This window comes from Kocuria atrinae C3-8 (assembly GCF_000286355.1).
GTDB lineage: Bacteria > Actinomycetota > Actinomycetes > Actinomycetales > Micrococcaceae > Kocuria > Kocuria atrinae_A.
Genome location: NZ_AJXN01000012.1, coordinates 1 through 17428, shown reverse-complemented (window position 1 = coordinate 17428; position 17428 = coordinate 1). Strand labels below are relative to the sequence as shown.

The window sequence follows — 17428 nt, the reverse complement described above, 5'->3', positions numbered from 1 at the left end:
CACCGCTCTGAGCGCCGTCGCCGAAGCCACGGGGCCCGCGCGGTCACCGGGGGGAGCGACTCGCGCCCAGTCGGTGGCGTGCGGACTCGCCGCGTTGGATTCTGCGTCCCGGTTCGTGCTGGTTCACGACGCCGCTCGCTGCCTGGTCCCAGAACAGGTCACCACCTCGGTGGTCGCGGCCCTCGAATCGGGCGAGCGGGCTGTGGTGCCAGTACTTCCGGTCAACGACACGATCCGTGGTGTGGACGATCAGGGGCACAGCACGGGAACCGTGGATCGGTCCGGGCTGCGTGCAGTGCAAACCCCACAGGGATTCGATGCCGATCTCTTGCTGGATGTGAACCTCGGTGCCGGGCTGCTGGAGCGCAACGACCATGGCGCTCTTGCTGCCGTGGACCGCGCCGACGACCCGGAGGGCATCACCGACGACGCCTCTCTTGTCGAACGGTTCACCCCGGAGGTGCCCGTGAGCTTCGTAGCGGGGGACGAGGAGTCCTTCAAGATCACCCGTCCCTTCGACCTGACCACAGCCCACGCCGTCCTGGAGCAGCGAGCCCGCTGACACAGCGCATCCGCTGAACAACGATCGGGTAGTCCTTGAACCCCTACTCACTGTGCCCGCACGCATCGGAGATGATGAAGCCATGACTGAACACGTTGAATCGGCCCTGCCACAACTTCCCCTGACGGGCATTGGCGTGGACGTCCACGCGTTCGGGCCGGAAGGCACCCCGTTGTGGGTAGCCGGTCTGCACTGGCCCGGGGAGCGGGGCCTCACCGGTCACTCTGACGGTGACGTAGTGGCTCACGCCGCCGCGGATGCGCTGTTCTCCGCCGCCGGCATCGGAGACCTGGGTGTGCACTTCGGGACGGACCGCCCGAACATGGCCGGCGCCTCCGGTGAACGGATCCTGAGCGAAGCCGCAGCCATCGTGCGCGAGGCGGGGTACGACGTGGGCAATATCTCGGTGCAGTTGATCGGTAACCGACCCAAGTTCTCGCCGCGGCGTGAAGAAGCCGTTGCGGTACTGAGCAAAGCGGCCGGGGCCAGGGTGCATTTGAGCGCGACCACAACAGACGCGCTCGGGTTGACCGGCCGTGGCGAGGGGCTGGCCGCCATCGCGACCGCGCTGGTAGTTCCGCGCCGTTAGACTGGGCGGGTGACTTTGCGCTTCTACGACACCGCCTCAGCAACCGTTAAAGACTTCCAGCCTGTGTACCCGGGTGAGGCCCGGTTGTACTACTGCGGTGCCACGGTGCAGGGTGCGCCGCACATCGGGCATGTGCGTTCCGCGCTCGTGTTCGACCAACTCGCGCGCTGGCTCGCCTTCCGCGGGTACAAGGTGACCACGGTCCGCAACGTCACGGACATCGATGACAAGATTCTGGTGAACTCCGCGGCGTCGTTCGAACCCGACTACGCGGGCAACCACCCGCGCGAGGAATGGTGGGCGCTCGCCTACCGGTTCGAGCGCGTCTTCGGTGACGCGTATGCCGCACTGGGCATCGCCGCCCCCACCTACGAGCCGCGCGCCACCGGTCACATCCCAGAAATGCACGCGCTCATCCAGAAGCTCATTGACGACGGCCACGCCTACCCGGCCCAGGATGATTCCGGAGACGTGTACTTCGACGTGCGTTCGTGGCCTCGCTACGGTGAACTGACGCGCCAGCGCGTGGAGGACATGCAGGACGCCCCGGACGCCGACCCGCGCGGTAAGCGCGACCCCCGCGACTTCGCGTTGTGGAAGGGCCATAAAGCGGACGAACCTGAAACCGCCGGGTGGGATTCGCCGTGGGGCAAGGGCCGACCCGGATGGCACCTCGAGTGCTCCGCGATGGCGGCCAAATACGTGGGCACTCACTTCGACATCCACGGTGGCGGCCTGGATCTGCGTTTCCCGCACCACGAGAACGAACTCGCCCAGTCCACCGCGGCGGGTCAGGAATTCGCGAACTTCTGGCTCCACAACGGCCTGGTGACCTATCAGGCGAAAAAATGTCCAAGTCGATCGGCAACACGGTATCCCCCGAGCAGATGCTCGCCGAGGCCCGTCCGTTGGCCGTGCGCTACTACCTGGGGCAGGCCCACTACCGTTCGGTCCTGGACTACCGACCCACGTCACTGCAGGAAGCGACGTCGGCGGTCGAGCGTGTGGAGGCCGTGCTGGTCGCTGCGCGCGCCGCGGGGTTGAGCCTCGACTGGCAGCCGGAGGACGTGCCCGAGAACTTCACGCGCGTCATGGACGAGGACCTCAACGTCCCTCAGGGCCTCGCGGTACTGCACGAGACGGTACGCGCGGCCAACGGCGCGTTGGCCGCCGGGCATCTCGACGACGCCGCTGCGCCGGTGCGCGCCGTCGCGGCCATGTCCGAGGTGCTCGGACTGCTGCAACTCATGAACCTGGACGGCACCGGGACCGGGGGAGGCGCCGAGCACCAGGCCCTGGACTCTCTCGTGCACCAGCTGCTGGACCAGCGGGCACAAGCGCGCGCGGACAAGAACTGGGCGCTCGCGGATCAGATCCGCGATCAGCTCGCGGATGCCGGGGTGGTCGTCAAGGACGGAGCCCAGGGATCCGCGTGGTCGGTCTGACCCGGCCACTGCCCTAAACTGACACTTAGATCGCTGACCACCTCGGGGCGGCGAGAGCGCCGTACACCCGTGAGAGACACGGAGTAGACAATCATGGCCCAGTCCAATCGACCCGGAGCCGTTCGCAAGAACAAGAAAGGCCCCGTCGTAGGCAGCGGCGGGCAACGCCGCAAAGCCTTGAAGGGCCGCGGTCCCACCCCCAAGGCCGAAGATCGCGTGTATCACAAGGCCTACAAAGCCAAGCAGGCGGCGGCCCGCAAGCAGCAGACCTCGCACAACCGGCCGACCCGTGCCGGCAAGGGCCCCATCAAGGAGGACCTGGTCACCGGCCGTAATTCCGTGCTCGAGGCACTGCGCTCCAACGTGCCCGCCAAGACGCTGTTCGTGGCCACCAAGATCGAGGTGGACGATCGCGTCAAGGACATCCTCCAAATGTGCGCCGAACGCAACGTTCCCACGCTCGAGGCCTCTCGTTCCGAGCTGGATCGATTGACGTCGGATGCGGTTCACCAGGGTGTGGCCCTGCAAGTTCCGCCCTACGACTACCGCGATGCGGACGAGCACGCGGCCGCCGTGATCCGCCGCTACGACCCCAAGGACCCCGAGTCCAAGGCACCGCTGTTCGTTGCGCTGGACGGCATCACCGACCCGCGCAACCTGGGCGCCATCATTCGCAGTGTCTCGGCATTCTCCGGCGACGGCGTGATCCTCCCGGAGCGCCGTTCTGCCGCGGTAACCGCCACCGCGTGGAAAACCAGTGCCGGCGCTGCCGCTAGGGTTCCCGTGAGCAAAGCGACCAACCTGACCCGCACGTTGGAGAACTGCAAGAAGGCCGGTTACTTCGTGGTGGGTCTGGATGGCGGCGGGGACGTGCAGCTGCCCGAGCTGAACCTGGCTACCGAGCCGCTCATCGTGGTGGTCGGTTCGGAGGGTAAGGGACTGTCCCGCCTGGTCACCGAACACTGCGACGCGATCGTGTCGATCCCCATCGACTCCACCATGGAGTCGCTGAACGCCTCCATGGCTGTGGGTATCACGCTGTACGAAGTCTCGCGCCGTCGTGCAAGCGCGTAGTTATCCGCTGGGGGTTCACCCCTCGCCGTCCGGGGACGGCAGCGCCAATGTGGCCGTCTACGCTCCCGGCATCGAGGAGCTTGAGCTGGTGTATCAGCGCCCCGGCGGCACGTGGCGCCGACACCAGCTCAAGGGCCACAACCACGGCATCCATTACGGGACGGTGCCCCCGCCGTTGCACGGCCACGGCGAGGAATCGCGCGCGGAGATGCTCGAGACGGACGTGTGCCCGGCGATGCCGGAGGGTACCCGGTACGGTTTCGTTCCCTTTTCGACCACGGCCAAGCGCACGCCGGACCCGTCCAAGGAACAGATCATGTTGGACCCCTACGGTCGGGGGCTCACCAGATTGAGCCCACCGCCGGGGGTCAAGGATCCCGGTCCTGACGCCTATGGCGGCAAGTACGTCTCGGAAGTGGTGGCCCAGAACTATTGCTGGGAGAACCCCGACCGCCCCAGCATTCCGTGGCGGGACACCATCATTTACGAGGCCCACGCCAAGGGCCTCACCATGCGGCACCCGGACCTGCCCGAGGAGCTGCGGGCACCTACGTGGGCCTCGCTCACCCGGCCATTCTCAAATATTTGCAGGAACTGGGCATCACGGCCATCGAGTTGCTGCCCGTGCACGCTCACTTGGATGAGCCCCATCTCACCAAGAACGGGCTCAGCAACTACTGGGGATACAACACACTGAGCTTCTTCACCCCGCATGTCGGGTACGCCACGCGAGCTGCGCAAGATGCGGGACCCACGGCTGTCCTTAACGAGTTCAAGCACGCCGTGGACGCCCTGCACGGAGCGGGCATTCAAGTTTTTCTGGACGTGGTCTACAACCACACGGCCGAGGGCGGAAGCGAGGAGCCTGCCTACAGTTGGCGCGGGCTGGGGGATCAGCAGTACTACCGTCACGACACCCACGGCAATTACGTGGATGTGACCGGTTGCGGCAACTCGGTGAACTTCGCGGACCCGCAGGTGGTCCGCATGGCCATGGATTCCCTGCGCTACTGGGTCACGGAATGCCACATCGATGGGTTCCGCTTCGACCTGGCGCCGGAACTCGGGCGCGACGAGAACCATCACTTCACCCGCAACCACCCGTTCTTCGTGGCTGTCGCCGCGGATCCGGTGCTGCAGGGCGTGCGCATGATTTCCGAACCGTGGGACGTGGGCGCCGGAGGGTGGCAGACCGGACGCTTCCCGACCGGATGGGCGGACTGGAACGACACCTATCGGGACACCGTGCGGAATTTCTGGCTCTCGGGTCAACGCACCATGGCTCGCGGGGGCGGCGGCGGAAACGCGGCTCGCCTGGCCGGTGTCATCTCGGGCTCGGCGGACATGTTCGCCCCCGAGGGACGCACCACGCTGGCTTCCGTGAACTTCGTGACCGCTCACGACGGTTTCACGATGTACGACCTCACCGCCTACGACGGCAAGCACAACCAGGCCAACCTGGAGAACAACGCGGACGGAACCAACGACAACCACTCGTGGAACCACGGCGAAGAGGGCGTCTCGGACAATGTGGCGCGCAGGACGGCCCGCGCCAAAACCGTGCGGAACATGATGGCCACACTGTTGCTGTCGCAGGGCGTGCCCATGATCACCGCGGGGGATGAGCTGCTCCGCAGCCAGGGCGGCAACAACAACGCGTACTGCCAGGACAACCAGATTTCGTGGGTTGACTGGAAGATCACGCCGTGGCGGCGCGCCATGCTCAAGACCACCAAACGACTGATCGCGATCCGCAAAACCTTCCTGGCGAGCCAGCCCAGCCATTTCCCCGCTCGCCCGGAGGACGTTCTGTTGCACTGGTACGGCCCCGAGGGTCTGCCCATGACACCGGAGCTGTGGCAGACGGACGGTTCCCGGGTGGTTCAGGTCGTGCTCGGTTCGTGCGGCGGCGAGATGGTCGGGACTTTCGTGATCAACGGGTCCAACGAGCCGTTGACCGTGACGTTGCCGAGCCTCGAAGAGCTGATGACACAGGCCGAGTGCGCCACGGGATACCCGGCCATCCGGGGGACGTTCGAGCTCGTACTCGCGACCGATTTCGAGCTCGACGAACGAGCCGGCACGCAGTTCACCAGCGGTGACGAGTGCCGGGTTCCGGCGCAGAGCATCGCGATGTTCTCGCTCGCCTGACGTTCCTACTTGACGACGTCGATTGGCGTCACCGATCGACCGTGGGACAACCTATGTTGGTCGATGAAGACGCCTGACGACGAAGACCGCGGGCGCGACACCCATTCCAGGGTGCCGCGCCCGCGGTCTTTGTTATTCGTTCGTCGACGGCGCTCGCACTAGGCGGCGTTGCGCACCAGCCCCAGCTCGGCCGGGCCGGCCAGTTCCTCGTTGGAGGGCAGAACACGCACCGTGTAGCCGAACGGACCGGAACGATCGATCGTCATGGCCCCGCTGAACAGGTATCGGCCGTTACCCAGTTCGGTCACCCGATCCAGGTACGCGTAGTTGCGCTCGTGGATGTGATCCGATTCGGAGACGTGGCCGAAGCCCACCTGCACCTTGACGTCCTGCGGGTTCAGCGACCCCAGGTTGATGTAGGCGTTGATGGTCAGCTCGTCACCGATCTGCGGTTCTTGCAACACACCCTCGGCGTCCACATGTTCACGTGTACCTGCGGCCACGCCTGACGGACGCGTTCGATCCAACGCGAAGTGGAGCGAGCCACCTTGCCGTTGTCCGCGAGCGAGCGTCGTCCGGACACCGAAGCCGGCACATACAGCTTCTGCACGTAGTCGGTCAGCATGCGGCGAGCCGAGACATTCGGACCCAGAGTCGCCAACGTGTGCTTGACCATCGCGAGCCACTGGTGGGGGATTTCCTCCGACGTGATCTCCGGATCGTCCGTGGACTCGCCGTAGAAGCGCGGCGCCACGTGATTCTCGATCAGCTCGTAGAGCGCCGCGGCCTCCACATCGTCGCGCTCGTCGGTGCTGGCCTTGTTGTCCGCCGTGGGGATCGCCCAGCCGTTCTGGCCGTCGTACATTTCGTCCCACCAGCCGTCCAACACGGACAGGTTCAGGCCGCCGTTCATGGCGGCCTTCATGCCGGAGGTGCCGCACGCCTCGAGCGGACGCAACGGGTTGTTCAACCACACGTCACAGCCCGGGAACAACACGCGCGCCATGGCGATGTCGTAGTTGGGCAGGAACACGATGCGGTGGCGAACCTCGGGATCGTCCGTGAAACGCACCAGGTCCTGAATCATGCGCTTGCCCATCTCATCGGCCGGGTGGGATTTACCCGCCACAACCAACTGAATCGGGTTGTCCGGATCCAGGAGCAGCTTCTTGAGCCGCTCGGGGTCGCGCAGCATGAGGGTCAGGCGCTTGTACGTGGGCACGCGGCGAGCGAAACCAATGGTCAACACGTCCGGGTCTAGCACGGAATCCGTCCAGGCCAACTCGGCGTCGGCGGCGCCGCGCTTCTTCCACGAGGCGCGCAAGCGACGCCGGACGTCGTGCACCAGACGTTCGCGCAGATCGCGGCGGACCTGCCACAGGTCCTTGTCATCGGCCTGGTAGATCTTGCGCCAGCGCGAGGCCGGATCCTGGTCGTTCTCCTGGGGATCCACCGCGATGGCCCTCATGGCCGGGTCGATCCAGGACGGGGTGTGCACGCCGTTGGTGACCGAGGTGATCGGGACTTCCTCGGTGTCGAAACCGGACCACAGTCCCTGGAACATGCCGCGCGAAACCACGCCGTGCAGCTTGGCCACGCCATTGGCACGCTGGGCCAAACGGAGGCCCATGACCGCCATGTTGAACTTGCTGGGGTCACCGCCCTCGTAACTCTCGGCGCCCAGTTCCAGGATGTGCGACGTGGGAACGGCCGGGGTGAGACCCGCATTGAAGAAGTACTCAACCTGAGCACGATCGAAACGGTCGATGCCGGCCGGGACCGGGGTGTGGGTCGTGAACACCGTGGCGGAGCGAACGGCCGTGAGAGCCTCGTTCCACGTCATGGGTTCGGAACCGTCCTGCGGGTTCATGAGTTCCTGGATGCGTTCGATTCCCAGGAAACCGGCGTGGCCCTCGTTGCAGTGGAACACCTCGGGTGCCGGTGCCCCGGTGATGCGGGAGTATGCGCGCAGGGCACGGATACCGCCCATGCCCAGGAGCAGTTCCTGCTGCAAACGGTGGTCACTGCCGCCGCCGTAGAGACGGTCGGTGACGTTTCGGGCGTGTTCGTCGTTCTCAGGAATGTTGGAATCCAGGAGCAGCAGCGGGACACGGCCCACATCGGCACGCCAGATCTGGGCCGACAGCGAACGGGAATTGGGTAGCGGCAGCGAGATCCGCGCCGGGGTGCCGTCCTGCTCGCGCAGCAGGGTCAACGGCATCTCGTCCGGATCGAGGACGGGGTAGGTTTCCTGCTGCCAACCGTCCTGGGACAGTGACTGCTTGAAGTAACCGGCCTGGTACAGCAAGCCGACACCCACCACGGAATTCCCATGTCGGAGGCGGTCTTGAGGTGGTCACCGGCGAGAATGCCCAAACCACCCGAGTACTGGGGCAGCACAGAAGTGATGCCGTACTCGGCGGAGAAATAAGCAATCGCTGCCGGAGCGTCGTCGGTCTGGGTGCGCTGATACCACTGGGGCTGCGTCAGATAGTTGGTCAGATCGGCGTCGAGCGCCTTGATCTGTTCGACGGTCTCGGGATCTTCGGCGATCTGCTGGATCTCTTCACGCGTGAGGGAACCCAACAGTTTCACGGGGTCACCGTGGACGTTCTCCCAGGCACGCGGATTGAGCTGCGCGAACAGATCTTCGGTGGGCTTGTGCCAGGACCATCGCAAGTTCTTGGCCAACCGGCCCAGGGGTGCGATGGATTCTGGCAGGACGGTGCGGACGGTAAATCTACGTATGGCCTTCACACGTGCGAGCCTACCGGGACACGAGCCATCCCCTCTTCATAGTCCAATTAGGACACTCCCATGACGTCAGAAGAGTGGTCGGCCTTAAGAATCGGGCCGATTGTCGCTAACGTTAGATTCGTGTCGCAGCAGAATCCTCAGCCCACTGGCCATCACGCACGCACCAACGACCCGCAGGAACCTACACCCCAGGCCGGGTCAGCCCAGCCGGACGTAGGCAGCCGCTTGAACGCGCCGGTCCCCGCAACGGGAGTACCGGACGTATCGCCGTCGTTCCAGCGTTCTCGTCACTCGGAGGAACGAGCCGAAGAACGGCCGGACGAACAGAGTTCGGTTGACCTCCTGGAAGAGGAGGACGTGGTGGACCGCGGAGCCACGGAACAGCACGGCACCGCAGAATTGGGAAGTGAAGCGGACTCCGGCGATTCGTCGGAATTCCCTTCCGCAGACCTCGTCTACGGGCGCATCCCCATCACCGATGTCAGCCCCGTGGTGGAGGGTGGCCGTTTCCCCGCCACCGCCATCCCCGGCGAGGACATCCGGGTCTCGGCCACCGTGTTCCGCGAAGGCCACGACTCCCTGGGCGCCAGCGCCGTTCTGTACGACCCGCAGGGCCGTGAGGTCCAGCGCGTCACCATGACTCCGGGTGCGCCCGGCACTGACAGCTTCCACGCATTGCTCCGCCCGCAGTCCGAAGGCACGTGGAGCTTCGCGATCGAGGGCTGGTCGGACCTCTACGACACGTGGCTGCACGCCGCCGAGATCAAGATCGGTGTCGGTCAGGACGTGGAACTCATGTTCAAGGAAGGCCAGCTGCTCTTCGAAGCAGCCTCCAAGGAGTCCTCGCGCTCCTCTGCGGAATCCCAGGCTTTCGAGAACGCCGCCGCCCGCATGGCCGATACCAGCCTGTCCGTCGAGGATCGACTGGCCGCGGGCACCTCGGACGAGGTCAAGTCCTACGTCGACGAGCGCCCCCTGCGTGACCTGTTGAGTACCTCGCAGCGTTACCCCATTGAGGTCGAGCGCGAGCCGCCGGACGCGGCTCCTGGTACGAGTTCTTCCCCCGTTCGGAAGGTGCCACGTGGGACGCTGAAGCGGGCCAGTGGATCCCCGGCAACTTCAGGACCGCTGTGGAGGCTCTGGACCGCGCCGCCGCCATGGGCTTCGACGTCGCTTACCTGCCCCCGATCCACCCGATCGGTCGCGATCATCGCAAGGGGCCGAACAACTCACTCGAAGCCGGCCCGCAGGATCCGGGTTCGCCGTGGGCCATCGGCTCGCCCGAGGGCGGTCACGACGCCATCCACCCGGACTTGGGAACCTTCGAGGACTTCGACGCGTTCGTGGCCCACGCGCACGACCTGGGCCTGGAAGTTGCCCTGGACCTCGCACTGCAGGCATCCCCGGACCACCCGTGGGTCAAGGAACACCCGCAGTGGTTCACTACCCGCGCTGACGGCAGCATTGCCTACGCGGAGAACCCGCCCAAGAAGTACCAGGACATCTATCCCCTCAACTTTGACAACGATCCGCAGGGCCTCGCTCACGAGGTGCTGCGCGTGGTCAAGCTGTGGATCAGCCACGGGGTGGACATCTTCCGCGTGGATAACCCCCACACCAAGCCCCTGTGGTTCTGGGAATGGCTCATCGCTCGTGTGCGTGAAGAGCACCCGGACACCGTGTTCCTGGCGGAGGCGTTCACACGCCCGGCCATGATGCAGGGCCTGGCCAAGGCAGGATTCCAGCAGTCCTATTCATACTTCACATGGCGCAACACCAAGGAAGAGATCGAGGAGTATCTGAAGGAGGTCTCGCACGAGACGTCCTCCGCGTACCGCCCGAACTTCTTCGTGAACACCCCGGACATCCTCACCGAGTACCTGCAGTTCGGCGGTCCGGCAGCCTTCAAGGTGCGCGCCGCGCTCGCCTCCACCGCTTCTCCGTTGTGGGGCGTGTACGCCGGATACGAGCTGTTCGAGCACGTGGCCCGCCCGGGTGCCGAAGAGTACATGGACAACGAGAAGTACGAACTGCGTCCCCGCGATTTCGCGGGTGCTGTGGAGCGCGGCGAGTCTCTGGCGCCCTACATCACGCGCCTCAACGAGATCCGCAAGGACCACCCGGCGCTGGGCGACCTGCAGAATCTCACCGTGCAGTCCACGACCGATTCCGCGATCGTGGCGTACTCCAAGACCAAGACCGTGGAACACGATGGTCAGGAGGTCAAGGACACCGTGATCGTGGTGATCAACACCGATACCCACGCCACGCGTGAGGCCACGGTGTGGTTGGACCTGGATTCGCTGAATCTGGGTGATCATGACTTCAACGAAGACGGTTCGTTCTGGGTGGATGACCTGATTTCCGGTGACAGCTGGAAGTGGGGCACCCACAATTACGTCCGACTGGATCCCTACATCGAGCCCGCGCACATCCTGCACATTCGACGCAACGTGAAGTGATCCCCGTGGTGGCGCGAGTCATCCTCGCGCCACCATTGTTTCCACGTCGTCACCTTTGAGAGGCCACAGCAACCGATCATGACCAGCACACCCTTCCACCTCAACGCGCCGGGCATTTCGCACGATCCGGACTGGTTCCGCAAAGCCGTCTTCTACGAAGTTCTGGTGCGGGCATTCTCCGACGCCAACGGCGATGGCTCCGGAGATTTCTCCGGTTTGATCGACAAACTGGATTATTTGCAGTGGTTGGGGATCGACTGTCTGTGGATTCCGCCGTTCTACGAATCGCCGCTGCGTGATGGCGGCTACGACATCTCGGACTACTACTCCGTGCTGGACGAGTTCGGTACCGTCAGTGATTTCAAGCGGCTCGTGGCGGAGGCTCACGCCCGGGGTCTGCGTGTGATCACCGACCTGCCGCTGAACCACACCTCGGATCAACACCCCTGGTTCCAGGCCTCCCGCGAAGACCCCGAAGGCCCCTTCGGCGACTTCTACGTGTGGTCTGACACGGATGAGAAGTACCAGGACGCGCGCATCATCTTCGTGGATACCGAGGAGTCCAACTGGACCTTCGATCCCGTGCGCCGCCAGTTCTTCTGGCACCGTTTCTTCTCCCACCAGCCGGACCTCAACTTCGAGAATCCCAAGGTCGTCGAGGCCGTGTTCGACGTGGTCAAGTTCTGGTTGGACATGGGCATCGACGGCTTCCGCGCGGATGCCATCCCCTACCTGATCGAGGAGGACGGCACCAACTGCGAGAACCTCCCCGGCACGCACGACTTCCTGGTCAACCTGCGCACCATGGTGGACGAGCTCTACCCCGGTCGCGTGATCATCGCCGAGGCCAACCAGATGCCGCACGAGGTCGTGGAGTACTTCGGTACCGAGACCTCGCCCGAGTGCCACATGTGCTTCCACGTCCCGATCATGCCGCGCATCTACTACGCACTGCGTGACCAGAAGGCTGAGCCCATCGTCTCCACCATGGAGAACACTCCGGAGATCCCCTCGGGCACCCAGTGGGGCACGTTCTTGCGCAACCACGATGAGTTGACTCTGGAAATGGTCACGAGCGAGGAACGCCAGGCCATGCTCGGCTGGTACGCGCCGGACTCCCGGATGCGCGCAAACATTGGTATTCGACGCCGCCTGGCTCCGTTGCTCGACAATTCTCGCGCCGAGCTCGAGCTCGCCCACGCGCTGCTGCTGTCCCTGCCGGGATCGCCGTTCCTCTACTACGGGGATGAGATCGGCATGGGTGACAACATCTGGTTGGACGACCGCGATGCGTCTCGTACCCCCATGCAGTGGACCCCGGACCGTAACGCCGGTTTCTCCACCGCAGATCCGGGCAAGCTGTACCTGCCCGTGATCCAGTCGTTGGTCTACAACTACACGCAGACCAACGTGGAGACTCAGCTGGCGTCGTCCTCGTCCCTGCTGCACTGGATCCGGCAGATGCTCATGGTGCGCAAGGCTCACCCCGCCTTCGGCATGGGCGATTACGTCAACGTGGACACCGATCACGAGTCGGTGCTCGCGTTCCTGCGTCGTCTGGATCCCCGAGATGCGGATGACGAGCACGGCGAGACCCTGCTCTGCATCTTCAACCTGTCCCACGTACCGGCCAGCTGTTCGCTCACACTGCCCGAGTACGCGGGCCGCGGTACCCGCGAACTGTTCGGCGGTGAGCCGTTCGGTGAGTTCGACGACTCCGGCCGTTACCGCATCACCCTCGGTTCGCAGGACTTCTTCTGGTTGCGCCTGCGTAGCGCGCCCTCCGCGGACGGCGCCCACCCGGAGACGATCGCGATGCCCATCATCAAGCCCGCGCGCAACGACTGATCAGCGAGGCACTCCACGAATACGTATTTGAGGGAAGCGGGGAACACAGAATGACGGATCAACAGGTTCTGGACCGGTTGCGTGACTGGCTGCCGCGGCAACGTTGGTTCCCGTTCACCGCCACGGCCCAGGAGATCAAGGTCAATGTCGCCGGTCGCGTGCAGTTGGACCTCGATCCCGAGGAGCCCAACTCGGTCGTGCGCGACCGAGTGGTTTACCTGGTCCAGGCCACCGTGGGCGACCGCACCGAGCTTCTGAACGTCCCGGTGGTCCGTACCACCGAGCCGCTCGCGGAGTACGAGCGCTACCTGATCGGCTCCTACCAAGGTGGCGGTCCCAATCGCCCGTTGCCCGAGCAGATCGTAGCGGGTGTGGACGCCTCGGCCTCGTTCCTGCGACGTGCGGTTCAGCAGGCGGGTTCGTTCTGGGAACGACGCCGCGCGGGTGAGACCGCGGAGCAGGCCAGCCAGCCGTCTGAGGCCCAGAAGAAGAACGCCGCGAAGAGCCCCGCGCCGGGCGTCGAAGAATCGAATCCCGAGCCCCGGACGTCGCCGAGCTTCGAAATGGACGAGGACCACGCGAGCAGGTTCTACCTCTATGACGCCGTAGGCGACGCTGCGTTCCTGGATGCCACTCTGCGCATCATGGACACCCAGTTGGGTGTGGGCGGTGTGCTGCGGCACGGCATGGGCCTGCACGGTAAGTACACCGGCGCGCTCAACACGCAGTACAGGATTTCCGGTTCCGATCAGGTGCGCGTGATCTCTTCGGAACAGTCGAACACCTCGGTGATCCTCACACCTCCGGCATCTGAGACCACCTCGGATACCGCACTGCGCGGTGATGCGGTGATCGTTAAGTTCTTCCGTGTGGTGGGGGAGGGCCGCAACCCCGATGTGGAGGTGGGTGTGGAACTCACCTCGCAGGGATCCTCCGCGGTGCCTGCCATGGCCGGTTGGATCGATGCCCAGTGGCGCCAAGGTCTTGTGACCACGGCGGGCCAGCTCGCGGTGGCCGCCCAGTTCGTGGATCACGCCCAGGATGCGTGGCAGCTGGCGGTCGACAGCGCCAAGAGCGGCGGCGATTTCACGGATCTTGCTCGTGAGCTCGGAGCGACCACGGCGAGGGTCCACGCGGACCTGATGGCCGCGTTCGACCCGATCTCCACCGATCATGATGCGCGCGATGCTTTCCTGCAGGACATCTCGGGACGTCTGCGGTGGGCCTGGGGGGTGTGCGGCGATCGCTTCAGCGAGTACGAGTCCACCCTCGAGTCACTCATCGGCGACCTTGAAGAACTACGCGACCTGCCACCGCTGCAGCGCATCCACGGTGATTATCACCTGGGACAGGTGCTCCATAACCAGGACAACGGATTCAAGATTCTCGATTTCGAGGGTGAACCGCTGCGCCCGATCAAGGAACGCGTTCGCCCGGACGTCGCACTGCGCGACGTGGTGGGCATGTTGCGTTCTCTCGATTACGCGGGTGCCATGGCCGGCCGCGAAGAATCCGGTGACGCGCAGGAATGGACGCGAGCGGCGTCGTCGGCCTTTCTGACCGGTTACCGCGAGACGAGCGATCAGAGTCTCGACACCGAATCCGTGTTGTTCCAGGCACTGTGCTGGACAAGGCTTTGTACGAGGTCGTGTACGAGCAGCGCAACCGTCCGGACTGGGTGGATGTGCCCGCCAACGCCGTCATGCGCTCGCTCCGGGACGCAAGCTCCCGTAGCGTAGCTGCAACCACGAACGACCAACCGAACTCCAACGACACCTTCAGAACTGAGGAAGTAGTGAGTACCGAGCGAGAGCAGGATCCCCAGAAAACTCAGGATGCTTCGGAAGAACCGGCACCCACGGGCAAACAGCAGCCCGTGCCGGCGGAGACGTCGCAGAATTCGGAGAACCAGGCGGGACAGTCCGCTCAGGGCAAACCCGCGCCCGTGTCCGAAGAGGTCCTGGCCGCCGTCGCCGAAGGTCGCTACCACGACCCCCATTCGGTGCTCGGCGCTCACCCCAACGGGGACGGCACGGTCACGATCCGCACGCTACGTCGATTCGCGACCGAAGTTTCGGTTCGAACCGTGGACGGTCTTTACCCGCTCGAACACGAGTGGGGCGGCATTTTCTCGGGCGTTGTGCCCACCCACGAGAAGGGCCGCATCCCCGATTACCGGCTTGAGGTGACCTACAGCGGTCAGGAGCCGCAGGTTCTCGATGACCCGTACCGCTTTGCACCTACCCTCGGTGAACTGGACCTGCACCTGATCGGTGAGGGTCGCCACGAGACTCTGTGGACCGCACTCGGTGCACACGTTCACCGGTATCCCTCGGCCATGGGGGACATTCAGGGCGTGAGCTTCGCGGTGTGGGCCCCCAATGCCCGCGCAGTGCGCGTTATCGGTGACTTCAACGGCTGGGACGGCTCCGAGCACGCCATGCGTTCGCTGGGTTCCAGTGGCATCTGGGAACTGTTCATTCCGGGCATGGGCTCCGGCGACACTTACAAGTTCCGCGTTCAGGGCCGTGACGGCTCCTGGCGGGACAAGGCCGACCCCATGGCCTTCGGAACCGAAGTTCCTCCGTCCACCGCCTCCCGCGTCTTCGAGTCGAACTATGAGTTCCAGGATTCGGAGTGGATGGCCAAGCGTGCGGAGACCGATCCGCACAACGCACCGATGAGCGTCTATGAACTGCACATCGGTTCGTGGCGCAAGGGTCTGGACTACGTGGATCTCGCCCGGGAACTGGTCGAGTACCTCACGTGGCAGGGCTTCACCCACGTGGAGCTCATGCCCGTGGCCGAGCACCCGTTCGGTGGTTCCTGGGGCTACCAGGTCACGTCCTACTACGCGCCGTCCTCGAGGTTCGGATCACCGGACGAGTTCCGTTACCTGGTGGACCAGTTGCACCAGGCCGGTATCGGTGTGCTCGTGGACTGGGTCCCCGGCCACTTCCCCAAGGACGAATGGGCGCTCGCGAACTTCGACGGCGAGCCGCTCTACGAACACTCGGATCCCCGCCGCGGCGAGCACAAGGACTGGGGCACGCTGATCTTCGATTACGGCCGTTCCGAGGTGCGGAACTTCCTGGTGGCCAATGCGAATTATTGGCTCGAGGAGTACCACATCGACGGTCTGCGCGTGGATGCCGTCGCGTCCATGCTCTATCTGGACTACTCCCGCAACGACGGCGAGTGGGAACCCAACAAGTACGGTGGCCGCGAGAACCTCGAGGCCATCGGATTCCTGCAGGAATCCAACGCCACGGCGTACCGCCGTAACCCCGGCATCGTGATGATCGCGGAGGAATCCACCTCATTCCCCGGCGTCACCAAGCCCACGGAGGCCGGCGGTCTCGGTTTCGGGATCAAGTGGAACATGGGCTGGATGCACGACAGCCTGGAGTACATGGCGGAAGATCCGTTCAACCGTCACTATCACCACAACAAGGCCACGTTCTCGATGGTCTATGCGTACTCCGAGAACTTCATCCTTCCCATTTCCCACGACGAGGTCGTGTACGGCAAGGGCTCTCTGCTGCGCAAGATGCCGGGGGACCGGTGGCAGCAGTTGGCCAACGTGCGTGCGTACCTCGCCTATATGTGGGCGCACCCGGGTAAGCAGCTGATCTTCATGGGCACCGAGTACGCCCAGGAATCCGAATGGTCTCAGGAACACGGCCTGGACTGGTGGCTTTCCGAGACTCCTCCGCACCACGGTGTGCAGGAGCTCGTGAAGAACCTCAACGAGATCTACCGGAGCACTCCGGCTCTCTACGTTCGGGATAACGACCCCTCGGGCTTCGAATGGATCGACGCGAACGATGCCGGGCGGAACACCCTGTCGTTCACTCGCTGGGACGATCAGGGCAATCCGTTGGTGTGCGTCGCGAACTTTGCCGGCAACCCCCATGAGAACTTCCGCGTGGGGATGCCCTGGGCCGGTGATTGGGATGAGGTCCTGAACACGGACTCCGAGCTGTTCGGAGGATCGGGTGTCGGCAACCTCGGAAAGATCACCGCGACGGAAGGTGCCTACAACGGCAAACCGGCTTCCGCGAGATGACCGTGCCACCGCTTGCGGTGCTGTACTTCAAGCCTGCATCCAAGGCCACGAACGGCACTAAGTAGCGCTCAACCACCAGACCCGCGGCGCGAACCGAGAGGTTCGTTCCGCGGGTTTGTCGTTCCCTCGGCAAGTGTGTAATGTCTACCGAGTCGCCGCGGCGAGCTTCCGGAAATCGGAGGGAAGCAGCGGTGATGGGAGAGCCACATCACACCGGTTCGAGCTGTTGCAAGACGCCCACGTTGTGGTAAGGTGAACCCCCGCAAGCGAGAGATCGCAAGGCGAAAAACCACAGAGAACCAAGAGTTCACCTGGATTTGACCCGCCGTTCCGATCTCACCTAAGCTTGCAGATCGCAACCGACTTCCGGCCCGTAGGGCAGGGAGAGTGGTTTGTTGTTTGTCAACTCAATAGTGTGCCTAGTTTGTTGATACCGAAAAGTTTTATATTTTTTGGTTGATGGCCTGATGC

6 protein-coding genes and 4 pseudogenes are annotated in these 17428 nt (G+C 64.2%); 9 read left to right on the top strand and 1 reads right to left on the bottom strand.

What is annotated here, in order from left to right; translation table 11 throughout:
- The 6 genes and pseudogenes from YO9_RS0102010 to YO9_RS0101990 all read left to right on the top strand — a co-directional run.
- On the top strand, positions 1–562 hold a 562-nt coding region (locus tag YO9_RS0102010), incomplete at its 5' end, for an IspD/TarI family cytidylyltransferase (protein WP_016996019.1).
- Positions 563–644: 82 nt separating this feature from the next.
- Entirely contained in the window at positions 645–1151 is a 507-nt protein-coding gene (gene ispF, locus YO9_RS0102005) for a 2-C-methyl-D-erythritol 2,4-cyclodiphosphate synthase (RefSeq protein WP_031272501.1), read from the top strand.
- 9 nt (positions 1152–1160) lie between these two features.
- Positions 1161–2596 (top strand): annotated as a pseudogene (gene cysS / locus YO9_RS0102000) (cysteine--tRNA ligase).
- 93 nt (positions 2597–2689) lie between these two features.
- On the top strand, positions 2690–3670 hold the full coding sequence (gene rlmB / locus YO9_RS0101995; RefSeq protein WP_016996017.1) for a 23S rRNA (guanosine(2251)-2'-O)-methyltransferase RlmB: 981 nt from the start codon (positions 2690–2692) through the stop codon (positions 3668–3670).
- The gene (locus YO9_RS20395; RefSeq protein ID WP_317259703.1) at positions 3657–4367 is read left to right on the top strand and encodes a hypothetical protein; all 711 of its coding nucleotides are present in this window, start codon (positions 3657–3659) and stop codon (positions 4365–4367) included. The genes rlmB and YO9_RS20395 overlap by 14 nt, the downstream gene beginning before the upstream one ends.
- Positions 4256–5821 carry a glycogen debranching protein gene (locus tag YO9_RS0101990; protein ID WP_396350715.1) on the top strand — a complete coding sequence of 522 codons (1566 nt, stop codon included), beginning with the start codon at positions 4256–4258 and terminating at the stop codon, positions 5819–5821. Before YO9_RS20395 ends, YO9_RS0101990 begins: the two co-directional genes overlap by 112 nt.
- Positions 5822–5979: 158 nt before the next feature.
- On the opposite strand, the pseudogene glgP reads toward YO9_RS0101990, so the two are convergent.
- A pseudogene (gene glgP / locus YO9_RS0101985) lies at positions 5980–8578 on the bottom strand (alpha-glucan family phosphorylase).
- 399 nt (positions 8579–8977) lie between these two features.
- Here glgP and YO9_RS0101980 point away from each other — a divergent pair.
- From YO9_RS0101980 to glgB, 3 genes and pseudogenes are all read left to right on the top strand, one after another.
- Positions 8978–11040, top strand: a pseudogene (locus YO9_RS0101980) (alpha-1,4-glucan--maltose-1-phosphate maltosyltransferase).
- Positions 11041–11118: 78 nt separating this feature from the next.
- Entirely contained in the window at positions 11119–12888 is a 1770-nt protein-coding gene (gene treS, locus YO9_RS0101975) for a maltose alpha-D-glucosyltransferase (protein WP_016996012.1), read from the top strand.
- A 50-nt stretch (positions 12889–12938) separates the two neighbouring features.
- Positions 12939–17022, top strand: a pseudogene (gene glgB, locus YO9_RS20390) (1,4-alpha-glucan branching protein GlgB).
- Positions 17023–17428: the final 406 nt, after the last annotated feature.

Excerpts from the sequence above, each read along its gene's own strand:
- ispF (WP_031272501.1), top strand. The coding sequence starts at position 645 with ATGACTGAACACGTTGAATCGGCCCTGCCACAACTTCCCCTGACGGGC.
- rlmB (WP_016996017.1), top strand. The coding sequence starts at position 2,690 with ATGGCCCAGTCCAATCGACCCGGAGCCGTTCGCAAGAACAAGAAAGGC.
- treS (WP_016996012.1), top strand. The coding sequence starts at position 11,119 with ATGACCAGCACACCCTTCCACCTCAACGCGCCGGGCATTTCGCACGAT.